The following is a 15,742-nucleotide window of genomic DNA, read 5'->3' on the forward strand; positions in this document are numbered from 1 at the left end:
TTCGTGTGGTTCGTGAGGTTGGTGGACAATCTTTTCCCGCCCTGCGGCGTCGCTGCTGAAGGAATGGAACCACGAACCTCACGAACCCCACGAACGGTGGTCCTGACCCAAGCGGGTACGATGAGAGCCGGCCTGCGCCGGGGAAATTCGCCGGATAGACCTTTCGACCCCTCATCCGACCCTGCTCCGCAGGGCCACCTTCTCCCGCAAGGGGAGAAGGATCGCGGCAAGGACGTCTTTCGTGTCGCAGTCCCTCCAGCGCCGCTTGCCGCGCGTCGATTCCCACCCCAACTTGAGGTCATGAGTCACCGCCCGACCGGCGCGCCGCCGCCCCGCCTCGTGGCGGTGCTGGGGCCGACAAACACCGGCAAGACCCACCTCGCCGTCGAGCGGATGCTGGGGCACGCCTCGGGCATGATCGGCTTGCCGCTAAGGCTGCTGGCCCGGGAGATCTACGACCGTATCGTCAAGGCGCGCGGCGCGCGCTCAGTGGCCCTGATCACCGGCGAGGAAAAGATCGTCCCGCCGCGGGCCGTCTATTTCGTCTGCACCGTCGAGGCCATGCCGCTAAGCCGCGAGGTGGAGTTCCTGGCGGTGGACGAAATCCAGCTCTGCGCCGACCCCGAGCGCGGCCACGTCTTCACCCACCGCCTGCTGCATGCGCGGGGAACCTACGAGACCATGCTGATGGGGGCGGGCACCATGGCGCCGCTGATCCGCCGGCTGCTGCCCAACGCCGAGATCGTCACCCGCGAGCGGTTCTCCAGCCTGACCTATGCGGGGCCCAAGAAGCTGACCCGCTTGCCGCGCAGGTCCGCCGTCGTGGCCTTCTCCGCCGACCAGGTCTACGCCATCGCCGAACTGATCCGCCGCCAGCGCGGCGGCGCCGCCGTGGTGATGGGCTCGCTCAGCCCCCGCACCCGCAACGCCCAGGTGGCGCTCTATCAGTCGGGCGAGGTGGACTTCCTGGTGGCCACCGACGCCATCGGCATGGGCCTGAACATGGACGTCGACCACGTGGCCTTCGCCGGCCTGCGCAAGTTCGACGGCAAGCGCACCCGGTTCCTGCATCCGCAGGAGGTGGGCCAGATCGCCGGGCGGGCCGGACGGTTCCGCACCGACGGCACCTTCGGGGTCACCGGCGAGTGCGAGGACATGGACGCCGACCTCGTCGAGGCGGTCCAAGAGCACCAGTTCCAGCCGGTGGCCGCCGCCGAATGGCGCAACGCCAAGCTCGACTTCTCGTCGCTGCCCAACCTGATGAAGTCCCTGGCCGCTCCGCCGACCTTCGATGTGCTGAAGGCCTCGGCCGAGAGCCTGGACGAGGTGACCCTGCGCCAGCTGGCGGGGGATCCCGACATCGCTGAGCGGGCCCGCGACAAGCCCTCGCTGATGCGGCTGTGGGACGTCTGCCAGACGCCGGACTTCCGGAAGGTCAGCCACGAGGAGCACCTGCGGCTGACGCGGGACTTCTTCGAGTATCTCACCAGCCGCAACCGTCGCATCCCCGAGGACTGGATCGCCGGCCAGTACCGCCACCTGGACCGCACCGACGGCGAGATCGACACCCTGTCGGCCCGGCTGGCCAGCGTGCGGACCCTGGCCTATGTCGCCAACCGCCCCGATTGGCTGGCGGACGCCCAGGCCTGGCAGGCCAAGACCCGGGTGCTGGAGGACAAGCTCTCCGACACCCTGCACGAGAAGCTGATGGCCCGCTTCGTGGACCGGCGGACCAGCGCCCTGATGCGCGGTCTGCGGGTGCGGGAGGACATGCTGGCGGGCGTCGCCGAGGACGGCACGGTCACCGTCGAGGGGCACTATGTCGGCAAGCTGCGGGGCGTGACCTTCGAGGCCGAGCACGGCGCCTCGATCCTGGAGGAAAAGGCTCTGCGCGCGGCGGCGACCCTGGCCGTGGGCCCCGAGATCGCCAAGCGCCTGGGCCAGCTCGCCGCCGAGCCCGACAACGCGTTTTCCTTGACACCCGACGGCATGGTGCTGTGGCGCGGCCAGGCGGCGGGCGCCATCTCCGGGGGCTCGCCTTTCGCGCCCCGGGTGCGTCTGCTGGGGGAACTGGGCAATCCCGCGGCCCGCGAGCGCGCCACGCGGCGGCTGGAGGCCTTCCTCGCGGCCGAGGCCGTCCGTCGCCTGGGGCCCTTGCGCAAGCTCGAGATCGCGATGGCGGAGGGCAAGATCAAGGGCCTGGCCCGCGGCCTCGCCTACCGCCTGATCGAGGCCGGCGGGGTGCTGGATCGCCTGCAGGTCCACGCCGAAACCAAGGCCCTGAGCCAGGTTGAGCGGCGCATGCTCAAGGGCTTCGGCGTGCGCCTGGGCCACTTCACCCTCTATCTGCCCGCAATGCTCGCCCCCAGCGCCCTGAGCTTCGTCCAGGGCTTCGCCGACCGGGCCTGGCGCCCGCCCGCCCACATCATCAGCCGCCTGCCGGATCCGCCGCCGCGCGCCACGGCGCTTGCCGCCTTCGGCCTGCGGGCCGTGGGCCGGCTGGCCGTACCCGTCGAGATGCTGGAGCGGATGGACGACCTGATGCGGGCTGGAAAACCCGGCCAGCTCACCGACGCCGACCGCGAGGTGCTGGGCTGGAGCGAACCGGAAACGCGGGACATCCTTCGCGCCCTCGGCTTTGCGCCCACGACGAAGCCAAAGGCCGGCGAGGCCATGGTCTGGCGCCGCCGGGGTGAGAAGCCCGTCGAAAGGCCCGCCGCGCCCTCCCCCCACTCGCCCTTCTCGGCGCTGGCGGCCTTGAAGGACAAGCCCGCGCCTGCGCGGCGTCCGCGCCGCCGCCGCAAGGCCAAGGCCGCGCCCCCATGAGCGAGACGGGTTGCCGCGCCGATGTCTGGCTGTGGCGGGCGCGGTTCTTCAAGACCCGCTCCCTGGCCGCCAAGTTCCTGGACGAGGGCAAGGTTCGCCTGACCCGCGCCGGCGCGGAGACCCGCATCGACAAGTGCGCGCGGGCCCTGAAGGTCGGCGACCAGCTGGTGTTCGCGGTCGGCGGCAAGCTGATCGCCGTGGCGGTGGAAGGGCTTGGCGAACGCCGAGGGCCGCCGGCAGAGGCGCGGGGGCTGTACTCGACGTTGGGGTGATTGCTCTTCCTCTCCCCTTTCAAGGGGAGAGGGTAGGGTGAGGGGATGCGGCGCGCAGCACGCAATCCGGCCTTTCGGCCACCTCAGTGCAGCGGACAAGCCCCCCTCACCCTACCCTCTCCCCCCGGGAGGCGGGTGGAGAGGAGGAGAGAAACAGCTGCCGAACCACGGCGTCCCTCCCCATCATGCCAAGCGATGGTAAGAGACCTCTCATGACCGCCGACTGCCGCCTCTACATCATCACCCCGCCGCGCATCGATGACCTGGCCGCCTTCGGCCGGAGCCTGGCGCACGCCATGGACGCCGGCGATGTGGCCGCCCTGCAGATTCGCCTGAAAGACCAGCCCGACGAGATCATCGCCGCGGCGGTGGACGTGCTGATGCCCATCGCCCAGGCCCGCGGCGCGGCGGTGATCCTCAACGACCGGCCCGACCTCGCCGCCCGGCTCGGCTGCGACGGCGTGCATGTGGGCCAATCGGACACGCCCTATGCCGAGGCCCGCCGCATCATGGGCCCCGACGCCATGATCGGGGTCACCTGCCATGACAGCCTGCACCTGGCCATGGAGGCGGCCGAAGCCGGCGCCGACTATGTGGCCTTCGGGGCCTTCTATCCCACCGCCACCAAGGACGCGCCCACTCGCGCCGATCCGGAGATTCTCACCGGCTGGCAGTCGCATGTGGAGACCCCCTGCGTGGCCATCGGCGGCATCACCGCCGACAATGCCACGCCCCTGGCCGCCGCCGGCGCCGACTTCCTGGCGGTCTCGGCCGGGGTCTGGGCCCATCCGCAGGGGCCGGAGGCCGCGGTGAAGGCGATCAACGCCGCCATCGCCGAGGGGCTCGCCCGGCGCGGCTAGGGCGCTCGCCTTGCTTTAGGTCCCCCGCCCGACTAGGTTCCGCGCCCGAATTTCCCGTGTGCGCGCGCAAAGCGACCCCATGTCCAAGATCTCCGCCAACCTGATCAAGCCCGGCTATATCCTGCAGCACGAGGGCGCGCTGTGGGTGGCGGTGAAGGCCGTGCACGTGAAGCCCGGCAAGGGCGGCGCCTTTGCCCAGGTGGAGCTGAAGAACATCCTCGACGGCCGCAAGCTGAACGAGCGCTGGCGCACCTCCGACACCGTCGAGCAGGTCCATCTGGACCAGAAGGACTGCACCTTCCTTTACGAGCAGGGCGACACCCTGGTCTTCATGGACCAGGCCAATTACGAGCAGACCGAGCTCTCCAAGGATTTCGTCGGCGAGGACCAGGTCCGCTTCCTGCAGGACGGCATGGCCGTGAAGCTGCAGACCTTCGAAGATCGCCCGATTAGCATCGCCCTGCCCGACCACGTGGTCCTGACCATCGTCGAGGCCGACGCCGTGGTGAAGAACCAGACGGCGTCCTCATCCTACAAGCCCGCCAAGGCCGACAACGGCATGCGGATCCTCATCCCGCCCTACATGGAAGCCGGCGAGCGCGTTCTGGTCTCCACCGAGACTGGCGAATACGTCCGCCGCGCCGACTGATCGGAACCTGAGCCGTGTCCACGCAAACCGCCCTCCTGAAGGTCATGACCGACGCCGCCCGCAAGGCCGCGCGGGGTCTCAATCGCGACTTCGGCGAGCTGTCCGAGCTGCAGGTGGCCAAGAAGGCGCCGGCCGACTTCGTCTCCGCCGCCGACCTGAAGGCCGAGCAGACCATCTTCGAGGTGCTGCAGCACGCCCGCCCGGGCTACGGATTCCTGGGCGAGGAGCGGGGCCTGATTGAAGGGACCGACAAGACCCACACCTGGATCGTCGACCCCCTGGACGGCACCACCAACTTCCTGCACGCCATCCCGCACTTCGCCATCAACATCGCCCTGCAGCGCGACGGAGCGATCGTGGCGGCGGTGACCTACAACCCGGTGACCAACGAGCTGTTCTGGGCCGAGAAGGGCAAGGGCTGCTTCGTCAACGACAAGCGCCTGCGGGTGGCCCAGCGCTCGCGGCTGGACGACAGCGTCCTGGGCACGGGCATCCCCTGGCTGGGCCACGGCCAGCACGCCAAGTTCCTCAAGGAGCTGCACCAGATCAGCCAGCGGGTGGCGGGTGTCCGCCGCTTCGGCGCCGCGGCGCTCGACCTGGCCTATGTGGCCGCCGGCCGTCTGGACGGATTTTGGGAACGCGACCTGAAGCCCTGGGACATGGCCGCGGGCATGCTGCTGATCACCGAGGCGGGCGGCAAGGTCACCTCCGCCGACGGCGGCGACGACATCTTCGAGGCCGGCAGCATCTGCGGGGCCAATCTCGACCTGCAGCCCCTGATGATCGAACGGCTGAAGGCTGCGGCCTAGAGCCACTCCCTGAGCGCCACGGCGATCTCGGCCATGGCTTGCGGCCATTGGTCGAGCTGCGGGGGATTGAACACTCGGGCTTGGTGATACCAGGGATAGGCGTCCGTCCCGAGCTGGGTCCAGGCGCCGCGCTGGGTGATCAGCCAGAGCGCCGCCCCGGTCGCCCCGGCCAGGTTGGTGGTGACGTTGGAGGGCCCGATCACCAGGTCCAGCGCGCCGCAGAGGGCGGCGACGTCGTCGAGGTCGTCCTTCAGGTCGAGGCCCGGCGGCGTCCAGAGGCCGGGGACCGCGCCGACGCCATATTGCAGGTTGACGAAGGTGACGCCGGGCGTGGCCAGCACCGGGGCCCAGGCTTCGAAGGGCGCGAAATAGCGCACCCGTTCGGCGTCCATCACCAGGCTCCGCCAGAGCACACCGACCTTGCGGCCGGGGCCGGCCCCAGCGAGCATCGCGCGCCAGTGCGCCACCCGCGCCGGATCGGCCTTGAGGAACGCACCGGGCCTGAACGCCTCCGGCGTCCGGCGCAGCCGCGCCAGGGGCTGGCCCATGGTCGCCCAGACGTCGATCTCGCCCAGGCGATCCTTGAGGAACGGGACGGTGCGGGCGTTGTGGTGATCGACCTTGAAGCTGGCGTGGGCGCCGACCTCGGCCTGTGGGAACGAACGGGCGAACAGCGACGCCAGGCGCGGCTCGACGGCCAGGATCAGCCGCCCGTCGGGACCGAGCTCGCCGATCAGTTCGGGCAGGGGCTGGGCGAACAGGATCTCGTCGCCGACCCCCTGCTCACCGACCATCAGCAGCGTCCTTCCGGCCAGGTCGAGATCGTCGCGCCAGGCCGGCGCCTCGATGGTGAAATGGACGGCGTCCTCGTAGGCAGGATCATGGCGCGCGGCGTAGGCGGCCCAGCCCTCGGCGAGATCGCCGAGGGCCAGCAGGGCCCAGGCGCGGGCCACGCGCATGGCGCCGGCCTCGTTCGCCGGCGCCCCGGCGATGGCGGCGTCGAAGTCGGCGATGACCCCCTCCGTCAGGCCCGCGGCCAGTCTGGCCATGGCGCGGTTGTAGAGCGCGCCCGCGAAGCCCGGATCCAGCCGCAGGGCCTCGTCGTAGAAGACCAGGGCCTGCCCGGTCTGACCCTGCAGGGTCAGGACTGAGGCCAGGGTGTTCCACAGCATGGCGTTGTCCGGATTGGCCTGGATGGCGCCGCGCAGGGTCTCGATGGCGGCGGCGAACTTCATCTGGTCGCGCTGGGCGACGCCCAGATTGTTGAGCGCGTCGGGCGAGCCGGGCCGGCGGGCCAGGTAGCTTCGCAGCAGGCCCTCGGCGACAGACGGCATGCCCATCTTCAACGCCAGCCGGGCCAGGTCGCTGGCCAACTCCGGCTCATCGGGCGAGAAGCCCAGGGCCGCCTCATAGGCTTGGAGGGCGCCGGTGAAATCGCCCGACTTCTCGCGACAAACACCGAGAATGTGCCAGGCTGCGGCGCTGGTCTCGTCGACGTCCAGGGCCGCGAGCGCCGCCTTGGCCGCCTCGTCGCGCCGCCCGGCGCGGACGGCGTCGAGCGCCTTGCGCAGCAAGGGCTGGAGCCCGGGCGCTACAGGCTTTGGAGAACTGGTGATGGCGGCCATCCGGAAGCGGCGAGACGGACCGAAGGTAGCGCATGATCGCGGTTACCGCGCGGCTAACGGGAAGCTTGACGGAACCGTCGCAGGACGGGGCTAGATGGGGCCATGCCCCAAACCTCCGCCATGACCCGACGCGCCTTCGCCGCATCCGCCGCCGCCCTGGCCGCCGCCACCCCGGCGCTCGCCAAGCCGCGCCCCATCGTCATCGCCCACCGCGGGGCCAGCGGCGAGCGGCCCGAGCACACCCCCATGGCCTATCGCCTGGCCATCGAGCAGGGCTGCGACTTCATCGAGCCCGACCTGGTGCTGACCAAGGACGGGGTGCTGGTGGTGCGCCACGAGAACGAAATCGGCGGAACCACCGACGTCGCCGCGCGCCCGGAGTTCGCCGCGCGCCGGACCGCCAAGGTCATCGACGGCGAGCGCCTGGACGGCTGGTTCGCCGAGGACTTCACCCTGGCCGAGCTGAAGACCCTGCGGACCCGTGAACGCCTGCCGGAGCTACGCGGGGTCAAGTACGACGGCCGGGAGGCCATCCCCACCTTCCAGGAGGTGGTCGACCTAGCCAAGGCCGAGAGCCGCCGGGTGAAGCGCACCATCGGCCTCTATCCGGAGATGAAGCACCCGGCCTTCCTGGCGAGCCAGGGCCTGCCGATCGAGGCGCGACTGGCCGACGCGTTGAAGGCCAATGGTCTGGACAGCAGCACCGCGCCGGTCTTCGTGCAGTGCTTCGAACCGGAACCGCTGAAGACCTTCGCCAAGCTGTCCAGGGCCCGCCGCGTGCAGCTGGTCGGCGGCGACGCGCCGGGGATGGTTTCGGCCGAGGGCCTGAAGGCCATCGCCGCCTATGCCGACGGGGTCGGGCCCGACTGGTCGCTGGTCCTGCCGACCCTGGACGGCGCGCTGGCCCCGCCGACGCTCCTGGTGGAGCAGGCCCATGCGCTTGGCCTGGCTATCCATCCCTGGACCGTTCGGGCCGAGAACCGCTACCTGCCGGCCAGGCTGCGGCGCGGGACTTCGCCGGCCGAGCTTGGCGACGCCGAGGCACTCTGCCGCGCACTCTACGCCGCCGGGGTCGATGGGCTGTTCAGCGACTTCCCAGCCATAGCCGTCGCCGCGCGGACCTAGGCCGCCGCGTCGCCGAACTGTAGGGCCGCCAGCCGCGCATAGAGGCCGCCGCGCGCCGAGAGCTCGGCATGGGCGCCTTGATCCACCACCCGGCCGGCCTCCATCACCACTATCCGGTCGGCCTTGAGCACGGTGGCCAGGCGGTGGGCGATGACCAGGGTGGTGTGGCCGGCCATGGCCTCCTCCAGCGCCTTCTGGACCAGCCGCTCGTTCTCGGCGTCCAGCGCGCTGGTGGCCTCGTCCAGCAACAGGATCGGAGTCTCGCGGATCAGGGCCCGGGCGATGGCCAGGCGCTGCTTCTGGCCGCCGGACAGGCTCTTGGCCCGGTCGCCCAGCGGGGTGTCGAAGCCCTGCGGCAGGGCGTCGAGGAAGGTCTCGGCCTGGGCCGCGCGGGCGGCCTGGCGGATCTCGCCATCACCGGCGGCCTCGCGGCCGAAGCGGATGTTCTCGATGGCCGAGCCGGAGAACATCGGCGAGTCCTGGGCCACCAGAGCCATGCGGGCGCGGACCTCGGCGGGATCGGCGTCCCGGATATCCACTCCGTCCAGGCGGATCGTCCCGGATTGGGGATCGTAGAACCGCAGCAGCAGGCGGAAGACCGTGCTCTTGCCCGCCCCGGAGGGGCCCACCAGGGCCACCCGCTCGCCCGGCGCGACCTTCAGGTCGAAGCCCACCAAGGCGGGCAGGTCGGGGCGCGAGGGATAGGCGAAGTCGACGTTCTCGAAGACGATCTCGCCGCGCGCCGGCGACGGCAGCGGCGTGGGATAGGCCGGCGGGGCGATGCTGGGCCGGGCGGCCAGCAGTTCGGAGACCCGCTCCATGGCGCCGGCCGCCTTCTGCACGTCGCCCCAGGTCTCGCCGAGCGCGCCCACCGCCCCAGCCGCCAGCACCGAGAGGAAGGCGAATTGGAACAGCGTCCCCCAGCTCATGTCGCCGCGCAGGCCCGCATGGACCCCGAGCCAGAAGATGCAGACCACCCCGCCGAACACCGTGGCGATGACCAGGGCGGTCATCACCGCCCGCGCCGTCATCCGCCGCAGGGAGGTCCTGAACGAGGCCTCCACGGCCTCGCCGAACCGGCGGGCGCCGGACGCCTCCCGCCCGAAGGCCTGGACGGTCTCCAGGGCGTCGAGGGTCTCCCCCGCATGGCCCACGGCGGCGGCGAACTTGTCCTGGGTCGAGGTGGTGAGCTTGCGAACCCGACGACCGAACAGGAACAGCGGCAGGATCACCACCGGGAAGGTCAGCACCACCAGACCGGTCAGGCCCGGGCTTACCACCACCAGTAGGATCAGGGCGCCGATCAGGGTCAGCAGGTTGCGCAGGGCCACCGAGATGGAGGTGGAGAGCAGGCTTTCGACGATCTGGATGTCGGTGGTCAGCCGCGATAGCACTTCCCCCGTCCGCGTCGTCAGGAAGAAGGTGGGGTCGAGGGTGAGGATGTGGGCGTAGGCGGCCTTGCGCAGGTCCGCCGTGATCCGCTCGCCCAGCTTGGTGACGAAGAAATAGCGCAGGGCCGAGGACAGGGCCAAGGCGACGGCCACCCCGCCCAGCAGCCAGAACCAGGGATCCACCGACTCGGCGCTGAGGTTGGGGGCGGTGAGCTGGTCCACCAGCAGGCGCACGGCGCCTGAGAGCCCCAGGGTCGCCGCCGTGGCGGTCAGCAGGAAGACCCCGGCCATGGCCGCATCGAGCTTGTGCATGGCCAGGAAGGGCAACAGATGGCCCAGGACCTTGACGTTGCGGCTGCGGGCCCGGCGCTCGGCGGCCTCGCTCAGATCCTGCGCCAGGGCGGCGCCGGCGCTGGGCCGTCCTTCGACAGCCTCGGCGGCCAAATCACTCATGAAAACCAGCGCCCTTGCTCTTGCCCCGCCTTTTCCTGTATAGGCGCGGCTTCCTCGCGCCCGGCCCCGTGGCCAGGCGTGCATATTTCTGCCGCTCCTTTACGTCGGTTGACCTCGCGATGAAACAAGACACCCACCCCGACTACCACTTCATCACCGTGGTGATGACGGACGGCACCAGCTATCAGACCCGTTCGACGTACCAGAAAGAGGGCGCGACCCTGAACCTGGACATCGATCCGAAGACGCACCCGGCCTGGACCGGCGGCTCGCAGCACCTGCTGGACCGCGGCGGCCGCGTTTCGCGCTTCAACGCCAAGTTCGCCGGCTTCACCCGCAAGTAGGCGCCTGGCGCTCGAACGAGCGCCGCGTCCCACGGCGATCACGAAAACGCCGCGCTCATCGCGCGGCGTTTTTGCTGTGCGTCCTCGTGGCGCGGCGTTGCTACACCCCGAATGCCGCCTGCAGGCGGTCGAACTGGTTCTGGACCGGATTGGGGGTCTCGCCCTCGGCCTCTTCCACATACATGCGGCGGTCGAGGTGGCGGACGCGCTCATAGAGACGCTCCGAACGGTCGAGCAGGACCAGCAGACCCGTGGGCAGGTCTTCCTCGGTGGCCCCGCGACATACATCCTCAGCGCCCAGGCGATAACGGTCCTCGCGGGCGTTTTCCGCCGGCATGTCACCCTCGCGGACCGCGCGCTGGACCAGCAGCCAGGAGGCCACCTGCATCAGCCGGGTGGTGAGGCGCATGCTCTCGCCGGCATAGGCGAGTGCGGCGTTACGCGACAGGAGCTTGGATTCCTGGCGGCCCGAACCGTCCAGATAGGTGGCGGTCTCCTCGACCAGATCCATGCCTTCCTGGAAAGTGCGGTCGAAGAGCTCCGAGCGGGCGAAGTCCTGGATGACATCCGTCCGCCAGGCTCCGGCCTGGACAATTCCTTCGTTCATTTAAGCACTTCGCCTCTAAATCGTCGTCCACGGACGGACGGTGGTCTTGGGCTCGAGGACTGCAACCCCCGTGCCAAGGCCGGACGCCGAGTATCGACGATCCCCCGTTTACGCATCGTTATCCCTGGTTTTCAGCCTGGACGGGAAAACAGCGCGTCGGCCTGCGCCCGGACGGCGCCCTTCTTCTCGATCTGGGCGCGGCAACGGGCGATCTCAGCCTCGAGCGCCTCGATGCGCTCCTCAAGCTCGCCCACGCCATAGAGTTCCAAGTCCTCGCGCATGGCCTCGGTGAGCCGCTGGCCGCGCGCGATACGGACTTCCGCCGGTTCTTCCATCAAAGGCCTCCCTTTGCCGGGCGTCGTTGGACGTCTATCTGACTTACCGAACAAGTTAGCGGCAATGATCCGGAGAGTCCCCCATGAGCGACACCATGACCGCCATCGCCGTGGAGGACGGCAAGGGACCGGCGCAAACCCTGAAGCCGGTGATCGTCGCCCGGCCGGTTCCCGGCCCGGGACAGATCCTGATCAAGGTGGTGGCCGCCGGCGTCAACCGGCCCGACATCATCCAGCGCCTGGGCTTCTATCCGCCGCCGCCCGGCGCGCCGGCCACCCTGGGCCTGGAGGTCGCCGGCGTGGTCGAGGTCGGAGCCGGGCGATGGAAGGCCGGCGACAAGGTCTGCGCCCTGCTGGGCGGGGGCGGCTATGCGGAATACGCCGTCTGTGACGCCCGCCACGCCCTGCCGATCCCTGACGGCCTCGATTTCGTCGAGGCCGCGGCCCTGCCCGAGACCGTGTTCACCGTCTTCGCCAATGTGTTCGAGCATGGAAGCCTGAAGGCCGGCGAGACCCTGATGGTGCACGGGGCGACATCCGGCATCGGCACGACGGCGATCCAGATGGGCAAGGCGGCCGGCGCAAAGGTGTTCGCCACCGCCCGGGGCGCGGCCAAGGCGCAGGAGGCCAAGGCGCTCGGCGCCGACGTGGCCATCGACGCCGGCGCCGAGGATTTCGCCGAGGTCGCCAAGACTCACGGCGGCGTCGATGTGGTGCTGGACATGGTCGGCGGCGACTATTTCGCCAAGGACTTGGACGCCTTGAAGGTCGGCGGGCGGATCGTGTTCATCGCCGCCCAGGCTGGGGGCGAGGTCAATCTCAGCATCATGCGCTTGATGCAGAAGCGCGCCCTGGTCACCGGCTCGACCCTGCGGCCCCGGGACGCCGACGAGAAAGCCCGCCTGGCCGCCGAGATTGAACGTGTGGTCTGGCCGTGGATCGCCGCGGGCATGGTTAGACCGCAGATCGACAAGACCTTCCCCCTGGCGCAAGCCGCCGCCGCCCACGCCCACCTCGAGAGCGGAAGCCATGTCGGCAAGGTGATGCTAATCGCCTAGCCCGACTGCGGGTCGTCGACCTGGGCGGCGGCGAAGGCCGCGCGGCGCTCGTCCATCAGGCGCCGGCGCTCGGCCCGCGTCTCCCGGTCCCAGGAGTTGCGCGGCCCGACGCCGAGGCCGCCGCCGACCATCAGGTGGGTTCCGGTGACGAAGGCGCTCGCTGGCGACGAACAGGACCGCGGCGGCGATGTCGGCCGGGACGCCGGCCTTCCCGATCGGCTGGGTGTTGGGGCGCGCTCCGGGATGGTCTGCTTGATCAGAGACGCCAGGCCTGGCGGCACGCTCTCGGCCGGTCGACGGTCCCGATCCCGGCACAACCTCCGGTGATGACGGCGATCTTGCCCTTCAGCCGCTCCAAGCCCTCGCCCCCTTGCCCTTGGGGACGCTTCCCGCGGGCGCGGATTCTTTCAGCATCAGACATCCGGGCGCCCTCCGCAAACCGAAAGCTCGATGATTCCGCCACCGGTCTGGTTGTGGCGAAATCGTGGCGATACATTACAGGGTTGTAATAAAATCCGTTGACGGCTTGTCTTCCATACCCCAGCCTAAAAGAAAACGCAGTAATCGCGTGGCCAATAGAGCCAGGGTCGGGGAGGACCATGATGCCTCATAGAATTCACCTTATGGTGTCCACAGCCATGTCTGTCGCATTCTTAGCGAGTGCGGCTCAGGCGCAGACGACAATCGAAGAACTGGTCGTCACGGCCGAGCGCCGCGAACAGAGTCTTCAGGATGTGCCAGTCGCGGTCACGGCGTTCACGTCGGAAAAACGCGATCTGATCGGCATCAACACTGTCGCCGACATGACAAATTTCACGCCCGGTCTGCAGTATTCCAGCCAGCTCGACCGCACGAGCCTGCGCGGGGTCGGCCGCCTGACCAATGTCCACGCCGCCGACGGCGCCGTGGCGATCTACAACGACGCAGTTTACACCTCGTCCACGGTGCTGGCCGGCGCAAAGGGCCCGATCTTCGTCGACCGGGTCGAGGTGCTGCGCGGTCCGCAGGGCACCCTCTATGGGCGCAACTCCATCGGCGGGGCGATCAACGTGGTCTCCAAGCGGCCGACCGACGAGATGTCGGGCGAGATCCGCGCGACCTACGCCAACTACAACCGAACCACCCTGGAAGGCGCCGTCTCCGGCCCGACCATGATCCCGGGCGTGAACTTCCGCCTGGTGGCCAACTGGGACAAGCAGACCAAGGGCTGGATCGAGAACATAGTCCCGGGCTACCCGGACGAAGGCAACATCATCGACACCAAGATCGTCGAAGGCCAACTCAGCTTCGAGTTCAACGACAATTTCGAGGGCTGGATCAGCGTCTCGCTGCTGAAGTGGGACAACGGCGGCGGCGGACCCGGCTCACGCCAGACCTGGACCCCCGCGCCCTATCCGACCTATTCATCGGTCGCCGCGGCCCTGATCATGAATCCCGGCTATGGCTGCAGCGGCGTGCCCACCAACGTGGTGAACCCCTCGCCCATGGGATGTGTGAACCCGGCGCTCACCGACCCGCGCAAGATCGCCTCCACCGTGCCCTATAAGGTCAAGCTCAACGACACCGTCGTAGTGGCCAGCGAGTGGATCTACCACTTCGAGAATATCGACCTGAAGTACATCACCGGCGGCACGCGCTATCACTACTATCTGCGTGGTCCCACCCCGGTCGATCAGACCGCGCCGATCACCTCGTTCACCCTGCCGGGCGGGCTGGTGATCAATCCCCGCTACGAGTTCGACTACCAGGAGATCGAGCAGTGGTGGAGCCACGAGCTCAACCTGGCCTCCACTCACATGGGGCCGTTCCAGTGGCTGGCCGGCCTCTACTATTTCCACGAAACCTACGACCAGCCGGTCTTCACCGAGATGAAGAGCCAGCCCCAGGTTGCGGGCCCGCTCGGCCTGCCGGCCACCTTCTGCGCGCGGACCTTCAACACCTGCGCCCCGAACCCCAACCAGCGCATCTACGACAACCGGCCCCACCTCGACATCGAGTCCTACGCGGCCTTCGGCCAGATCGACTGGGAGTTCGCCGAGGACTGGAAGCTGACGCTCGGCCTGCGCTACTCCAAGGACAAGAAGTACGGCTACGAGGAGGTTCGGGTTCTCTGCTACGCGGTGGCCGCCTGCTTCGCGCCGCCGGAACTCAATCCGGTGATTCCAGGTGGCATCCCGGTGGTCGACCTCACGCAACTACCGACGGTGGTTTCTTCGCCGGCGGCGGGCGCGCCGCTGCCCCGAGGCGTCTCGACCTACACCAGCTACGATCCGGCCAGCGGCCTGGCGCGGCGCGGCTATGACGACAGCTGGTCGGCGGTCACCGGCACGGCGGGCCTGCAATGGGAGCCCGACGACGACACGATGATCTACGGACGCTACAGCCGCGGCTACAAGGCCGGCGGCTATCGCATCGGCATCGACACGGTGCTGGGCGCCTCGCCCTTCACCGACGAGGAAACCGCCGACGCCTTTGAAATCGGCATGAAGAAGAACTTCGCCAATCTGCAGACCAATGTGGCGATCTTCCACTACACCTATCAGAACGCCCAGGTGCCGCTGACCGTGGCCTCGACCTCGGGTGGTCTCGCCCAGGCCCAGTCGATCTTCTACAATATCCCGGAGGCCATCTCGCAGGGCTTCGAGCTGGAAGCGATCTGGCAGCCGATCGACAACCTGCAGATCCTGTTCAACTATTCCTACAATGACGCCCACATTACAGAGTCCATCGGCACGGTCGACCCCGCCGATCCGGCCGCCCTCGACAAGGACGCCAAGCCGGTGGGGACCACCACCACCACCGACGTCTTCACCGCCGGCGTCCCCGGCGGCGGCTTCCAGCGCGGCCAGAACCTCGACGGCCAGCAACTGCCCAACGCGGCCAAGAACAAGTTCGCGATCAATGTGAACTACACCTGGGAACTGGCGGGCGGCGGCGCCATCACCCCATCGGTAAGCTACATCTGGCGCGACGAGCAGTACGGCAGCGTCTTCAACCGCTCCTACACCCTGTCGCCCTCCTGGGATCAGATCGACGCGCGGATCACCTGGCTGGCGCCCGGCGAGAAGCTGAAGGTCATCCTGTGGGGCAAGAACCTCGGCGACGACGTGGGCTACGAGGGCGGCGCCACCGGCTTCCGCCGCGCCGGGGTCGTGAACCGCAATATCCTGGCCGGCCAGCCGCCGATCAATGTGGTCCAGGGCATCGCCAGCACCTACCCGCTCACCCCGCCGCGCACCTTCGGGATCGAGTTGCAGTACAAGTTCTTCTGATCGATCGCCGGCGGGCCCGCCCGCCGGCGATCCACGACTTCTACAAGTGACGCGTAAGTGTTCCTCACCAAGTCACCTTTGGGCGTCCTGACGACCGGGGCGCCCAACTTTTGCAG

14 protein-coding genes are annotated in these 15,742 nt (G+C 68.9%); 9 read left to right on the forward strand and 5 right to left on the reverse strand.

Going from position 1 to position 15,742, the window contains the following annotated elements; genetic code table 11:
• Positions 1–300: 300 nt before the first annotated feature.
• The 5 genes from Q8Q77_RS12180 to Q8Q77_RS12200 all read left to right on the forward strand — a co-directional run bounded on the left by Q8Q77_RS12180 (position 301) and on the right by Q8Q77_RS12200 (position 5,416).
• A complete protein-coding gene (locus Q8Q77_RS12180) occupies positions 301–2,826 on the forward strand; it encodes a helicase-related protein (protein ID WP_304776318.1) in 2,526 nt (841 codons plus the stop codon).
• Positions 2,823–3,098 (forward strand): RNA-binding S4 domain-containing protein, encoded by a 276-nt coding sequence (locus tag Q8Q77_RS12185; protein ID WP_305337776.1) that lies wholly within the window; start codon positions 2,823–2,825, stop codon positions 3,096–3,098. The genes Q8Q77_RS12180 and Q8Q77_RS12185 overlap by 4 nt, the downstream gene beginning before the upstream one ends.
• 212 nt (positions 3,099–3,310) lie before the next feature.
• A complete protein-coding gene (thiE, locus tag Q8Q77_RS12190; protein WP_305583846.1) occupies positions 3,311–3,958 on the forward strand; it encodes a thiamine phosphate synthase in 648 nt (215 codons plus the stop codon).
• Between the two features lie 79 nt (positions 3,959–4,037).
• Complete coding sequence (gene efp, locus Q8Q77_RS12195; protein ID WP_305583847.1) at positions 4,038–4,607, forward strand: elongation factor P; 570 nt, start codon at positions 4,038–4,040, stop codon at positions 4,605–4,607.
• A gap of 14 nt (positions 4,608–4,621) precedes the next feature.
• Positions 4,622–5,416, forward strand: coding sequence for an inositol monophosphatase family protein (locus Q8Q77_RS12200; RefSeq protein ID WP_305583848.1), 795 nt, complete (start codon positions 4,622–4,624; stop codon positions 5,414–5,416).
• Here the strand turns inward: Q8Q77_RS12200 and Q8Q77_RS12205 are convergent.
• The gene (locus Q8Q77_RS12205; RefSeq protein ID WP_305583849.1) at positions 5,413–6,990 is read right to left on the reverse strand and encodes a tetratricopeptide repeat protein; all 1,578 of its coding nucleotides are present in this window, start codon (positions 6,988–6,990) and stop codon (positions 5,413–5,415) included. The two genes, Q8Q77_RS12200 and Q8Q77_RS12205, sit on opposite strands and share 4 nt — an antisense overlap.
• Positions 6,991–7,143: 153 nt before the next feature.
• Here Q8Q77_RS12205 and Q8Q77_RS12210 point away from each other — a divergent pair, with 153 nt between their 5' ends.
• Entirely contained in the window at positions 7,144–8,166 is a 1,023-nt protein-coding gene (locus Q8Q77_RS12210; protein ID WP_305583850.1) for a glycerophosphodiester phosphodiesterase, read from the forward strand.
• Here the strand turns inward: Q8Q77_RS12210 and Q8Q77_RS12215 are convergent.
• On the reverse strand, positions 8,163–10,010 hold the full coding sequence (locus tag Q8Q77_RS12215) for an ABC transporter transmembrane domain-containing protein (protein ID WP_305583852.1): 1,848 nt from the start codon (positions 10,008–10,010) through the stop codon (positions 8,163–8,165). The genes Q8Q77_RS12210 and Q8Q77_RS12215 overlap by 4 nt on opposite strands.
• 119 nt (positions 10,011–10,129) lie before the next feature.
• Here Q8Q77_RS12215 and rpmE point away from each other — a divergent pair, with 119 nt between their 5' ends.
• Complete coding sequence (rpmE, locus tag Q8Q77_RS12220) at positions 10,130–10,354, forward strand: 50S ribosomal protein L31 (protein WP_305583854.1); 225 nt, start codon at positions 10,130–10,132, stop codon at positions 10,352–10,354.
• Positions 10,355–10,454: 100 nt separating this feature from the next.
• Here the strand turns inward: rpmE and Q8Q77_RS12225 are convergent, their stop codons facing one another.
• Both Q8Q77_RS12225 and Q8Q77_RS12230 read right to left on the reverse strand, forming a co-directional pair.
• On the reverse strand, positions 10,455–10,961 hold the full coding sequence (locus Q8Q77_RS12225; RefSeq protein ID WP_305583855.1) for a DUF1465 family protein: 507 nt from the start codon (positions 10,959–10,961) through the stop codon (positions 10,455–10,457).
• A gap of 131 nt (positions 10,962–11,092) precedes the next feature.
• The gene (locus tag Q8Q77_RS12230; RefSeq protein WP_305582550.1) at positions 11,093–11,296 is read right to left on the reverse strand and encodes a DUF1192 domain-containing protein; all 204 of its coding nucleotides are present in this window, start codon (positions 11,294–11,296) and stop codon (positions 11,093–11,095) included.
• Between the two features lie 83 nt (positions 11,297–11,379).
• Here Q8Q77_RS12230 and Q8Q77_RS12235 point away from each other — a divergent pair, with 83 nt between their 5' ends.
• Positions 11,380–12,354, forward strand: a complete 975-nt coding sequence (locus Q8Q77_RS12235) for an NAD(P)H-quinone oxidoreductase (RefSeq protein WP_305583856.1) — start codon at positions 11,380–11,382, stop codon at positions 12,352–12,354.
• On the opposite strand, the gene Q8Q77_RS12240 is transcribed toward Q8Q77_RS12235, so the two are convergent.
• Complete coding sequence (locus Q8Q77_RS12240) at positions 12,351–12,485, reverse strand: hypothetical protein (RefSeq protein WP_305583857.1); 135 nt, start codon at positions 12,483–12,485, stop codon at positions 12,351–12,353. The two genes, Q8Q77_RS12235 and Q8Q77_RS12240, sit on opposite strands and share 4 nt — an antisense overlap.
• 507 nt (positions 12,486–12,992) lie before the next feature.
• Here Q8Q77_RS12240 and Q8Q77_RS12245 point away from each other — a divergent pair.
• Positions 12,993–15,626 (forward strand): TonB-dependent receptor, encoded by a 2,634-nt coding sequence (locus Q8Q77_RS12245; RefSeq protein ID WP_305583858.1) that lies wholly within the window; start codon positions 12,993–12,995, stop codon positions 15,624–15,626.
• Positions 15,627–15,742 lie beyond the last annotated feature (116 nt).

Origin of the sequence: Phenylobacterium sp. (genome assembly GCF_030698145.1) — a bacterium.
GTDB lineage: Bacteria > Pseudomonadota > Alphaproteobacteria > Caulobacterales > Caulobacteraceae > Phenylobacterium.

Coding starts and splice junctions, on each gene's coding strand:
- efp (WP_305583847.1), top strand. CDS start 4,038: ATGTCCAAGATCTCCGCCAACCTGATCAAGCCCGGCTATATCCTGCAG.
- Q8Q77_RS12180 (WP_304776318.1), top strand. CDS start 301: ATGAGTCACCGCCCGACCGGCGCGCCGCCGCCCCGCCTCGTGGCGGTG.
- Q8Q77_RS12215 (WP_305583852.1), bottom strand. CDS start 10,010: ATGAGTGATTTGGCCGCCGAGGCTGTCGAAGGACGGCCCAGCGCCGGC.
- Q8Q77_RS12210 (WP_305583850.1), top strand. CDS start 7,144: ATGCCCCAAACCTCCGCCATGACCCGACGCGCCTTCGCCGCATCCGCC.
- Q8Q77_RS12225 (WP_305583855.1), bottom strand. CDS start 10,961: ATGAACGAAGGAATTGTCCAGGCCGGAGCCTGGCGGACGGATGTCATC.
- Q8Q77_RS12230 (WP_305582550.1), bottom strand. CDS start 11,296: ATGGAAGAACCGGCGGAAGTCCGTATCGCGCGCGGCCAGCGGCTCACC.
- Q8Q77_RS12185 (WP_305337776.1), top strand. CDS start 2,823: ATGAGCGAGACGGGTTGCCGCGCCGATGTCTGGCTGTGGCGGGCGCGG.
- Q8Q77_RS12245 (WP_305583858.1), top strand. CDS start 12,993: ATGTCTGTCGCATTCTTAGCGAGTGCGGCTCAGGCGCAGACGACAATC.
- rpmE (WP_305583854.1), top strand. CDS start 10,130: ATGAAACAAGACACCCACCCCGACTACCACTTCATCACCGTGGTGATG.
- Q8Q77_RS12235 (WP_305583856.1), top strand. CDS start 11,380: ATGAGCGACACCATGACCGCCATCGCCGTGGAGGACGGCAAGGGACCG.
- thiE (WP_305583846.1), top strand. CDS start 3,311: ATGACCGCCGACTGCCGCCTCTACATCATCACCCCGCCGCGCATCGAT.
- Q8Q77_RS12240 (WP_305583857.1), bottom strand. CDS start 12,485: ATGGTCGGCGGCGGCCTCGGCGTCGGGCCGCGCAACTCCTGGGACCGG.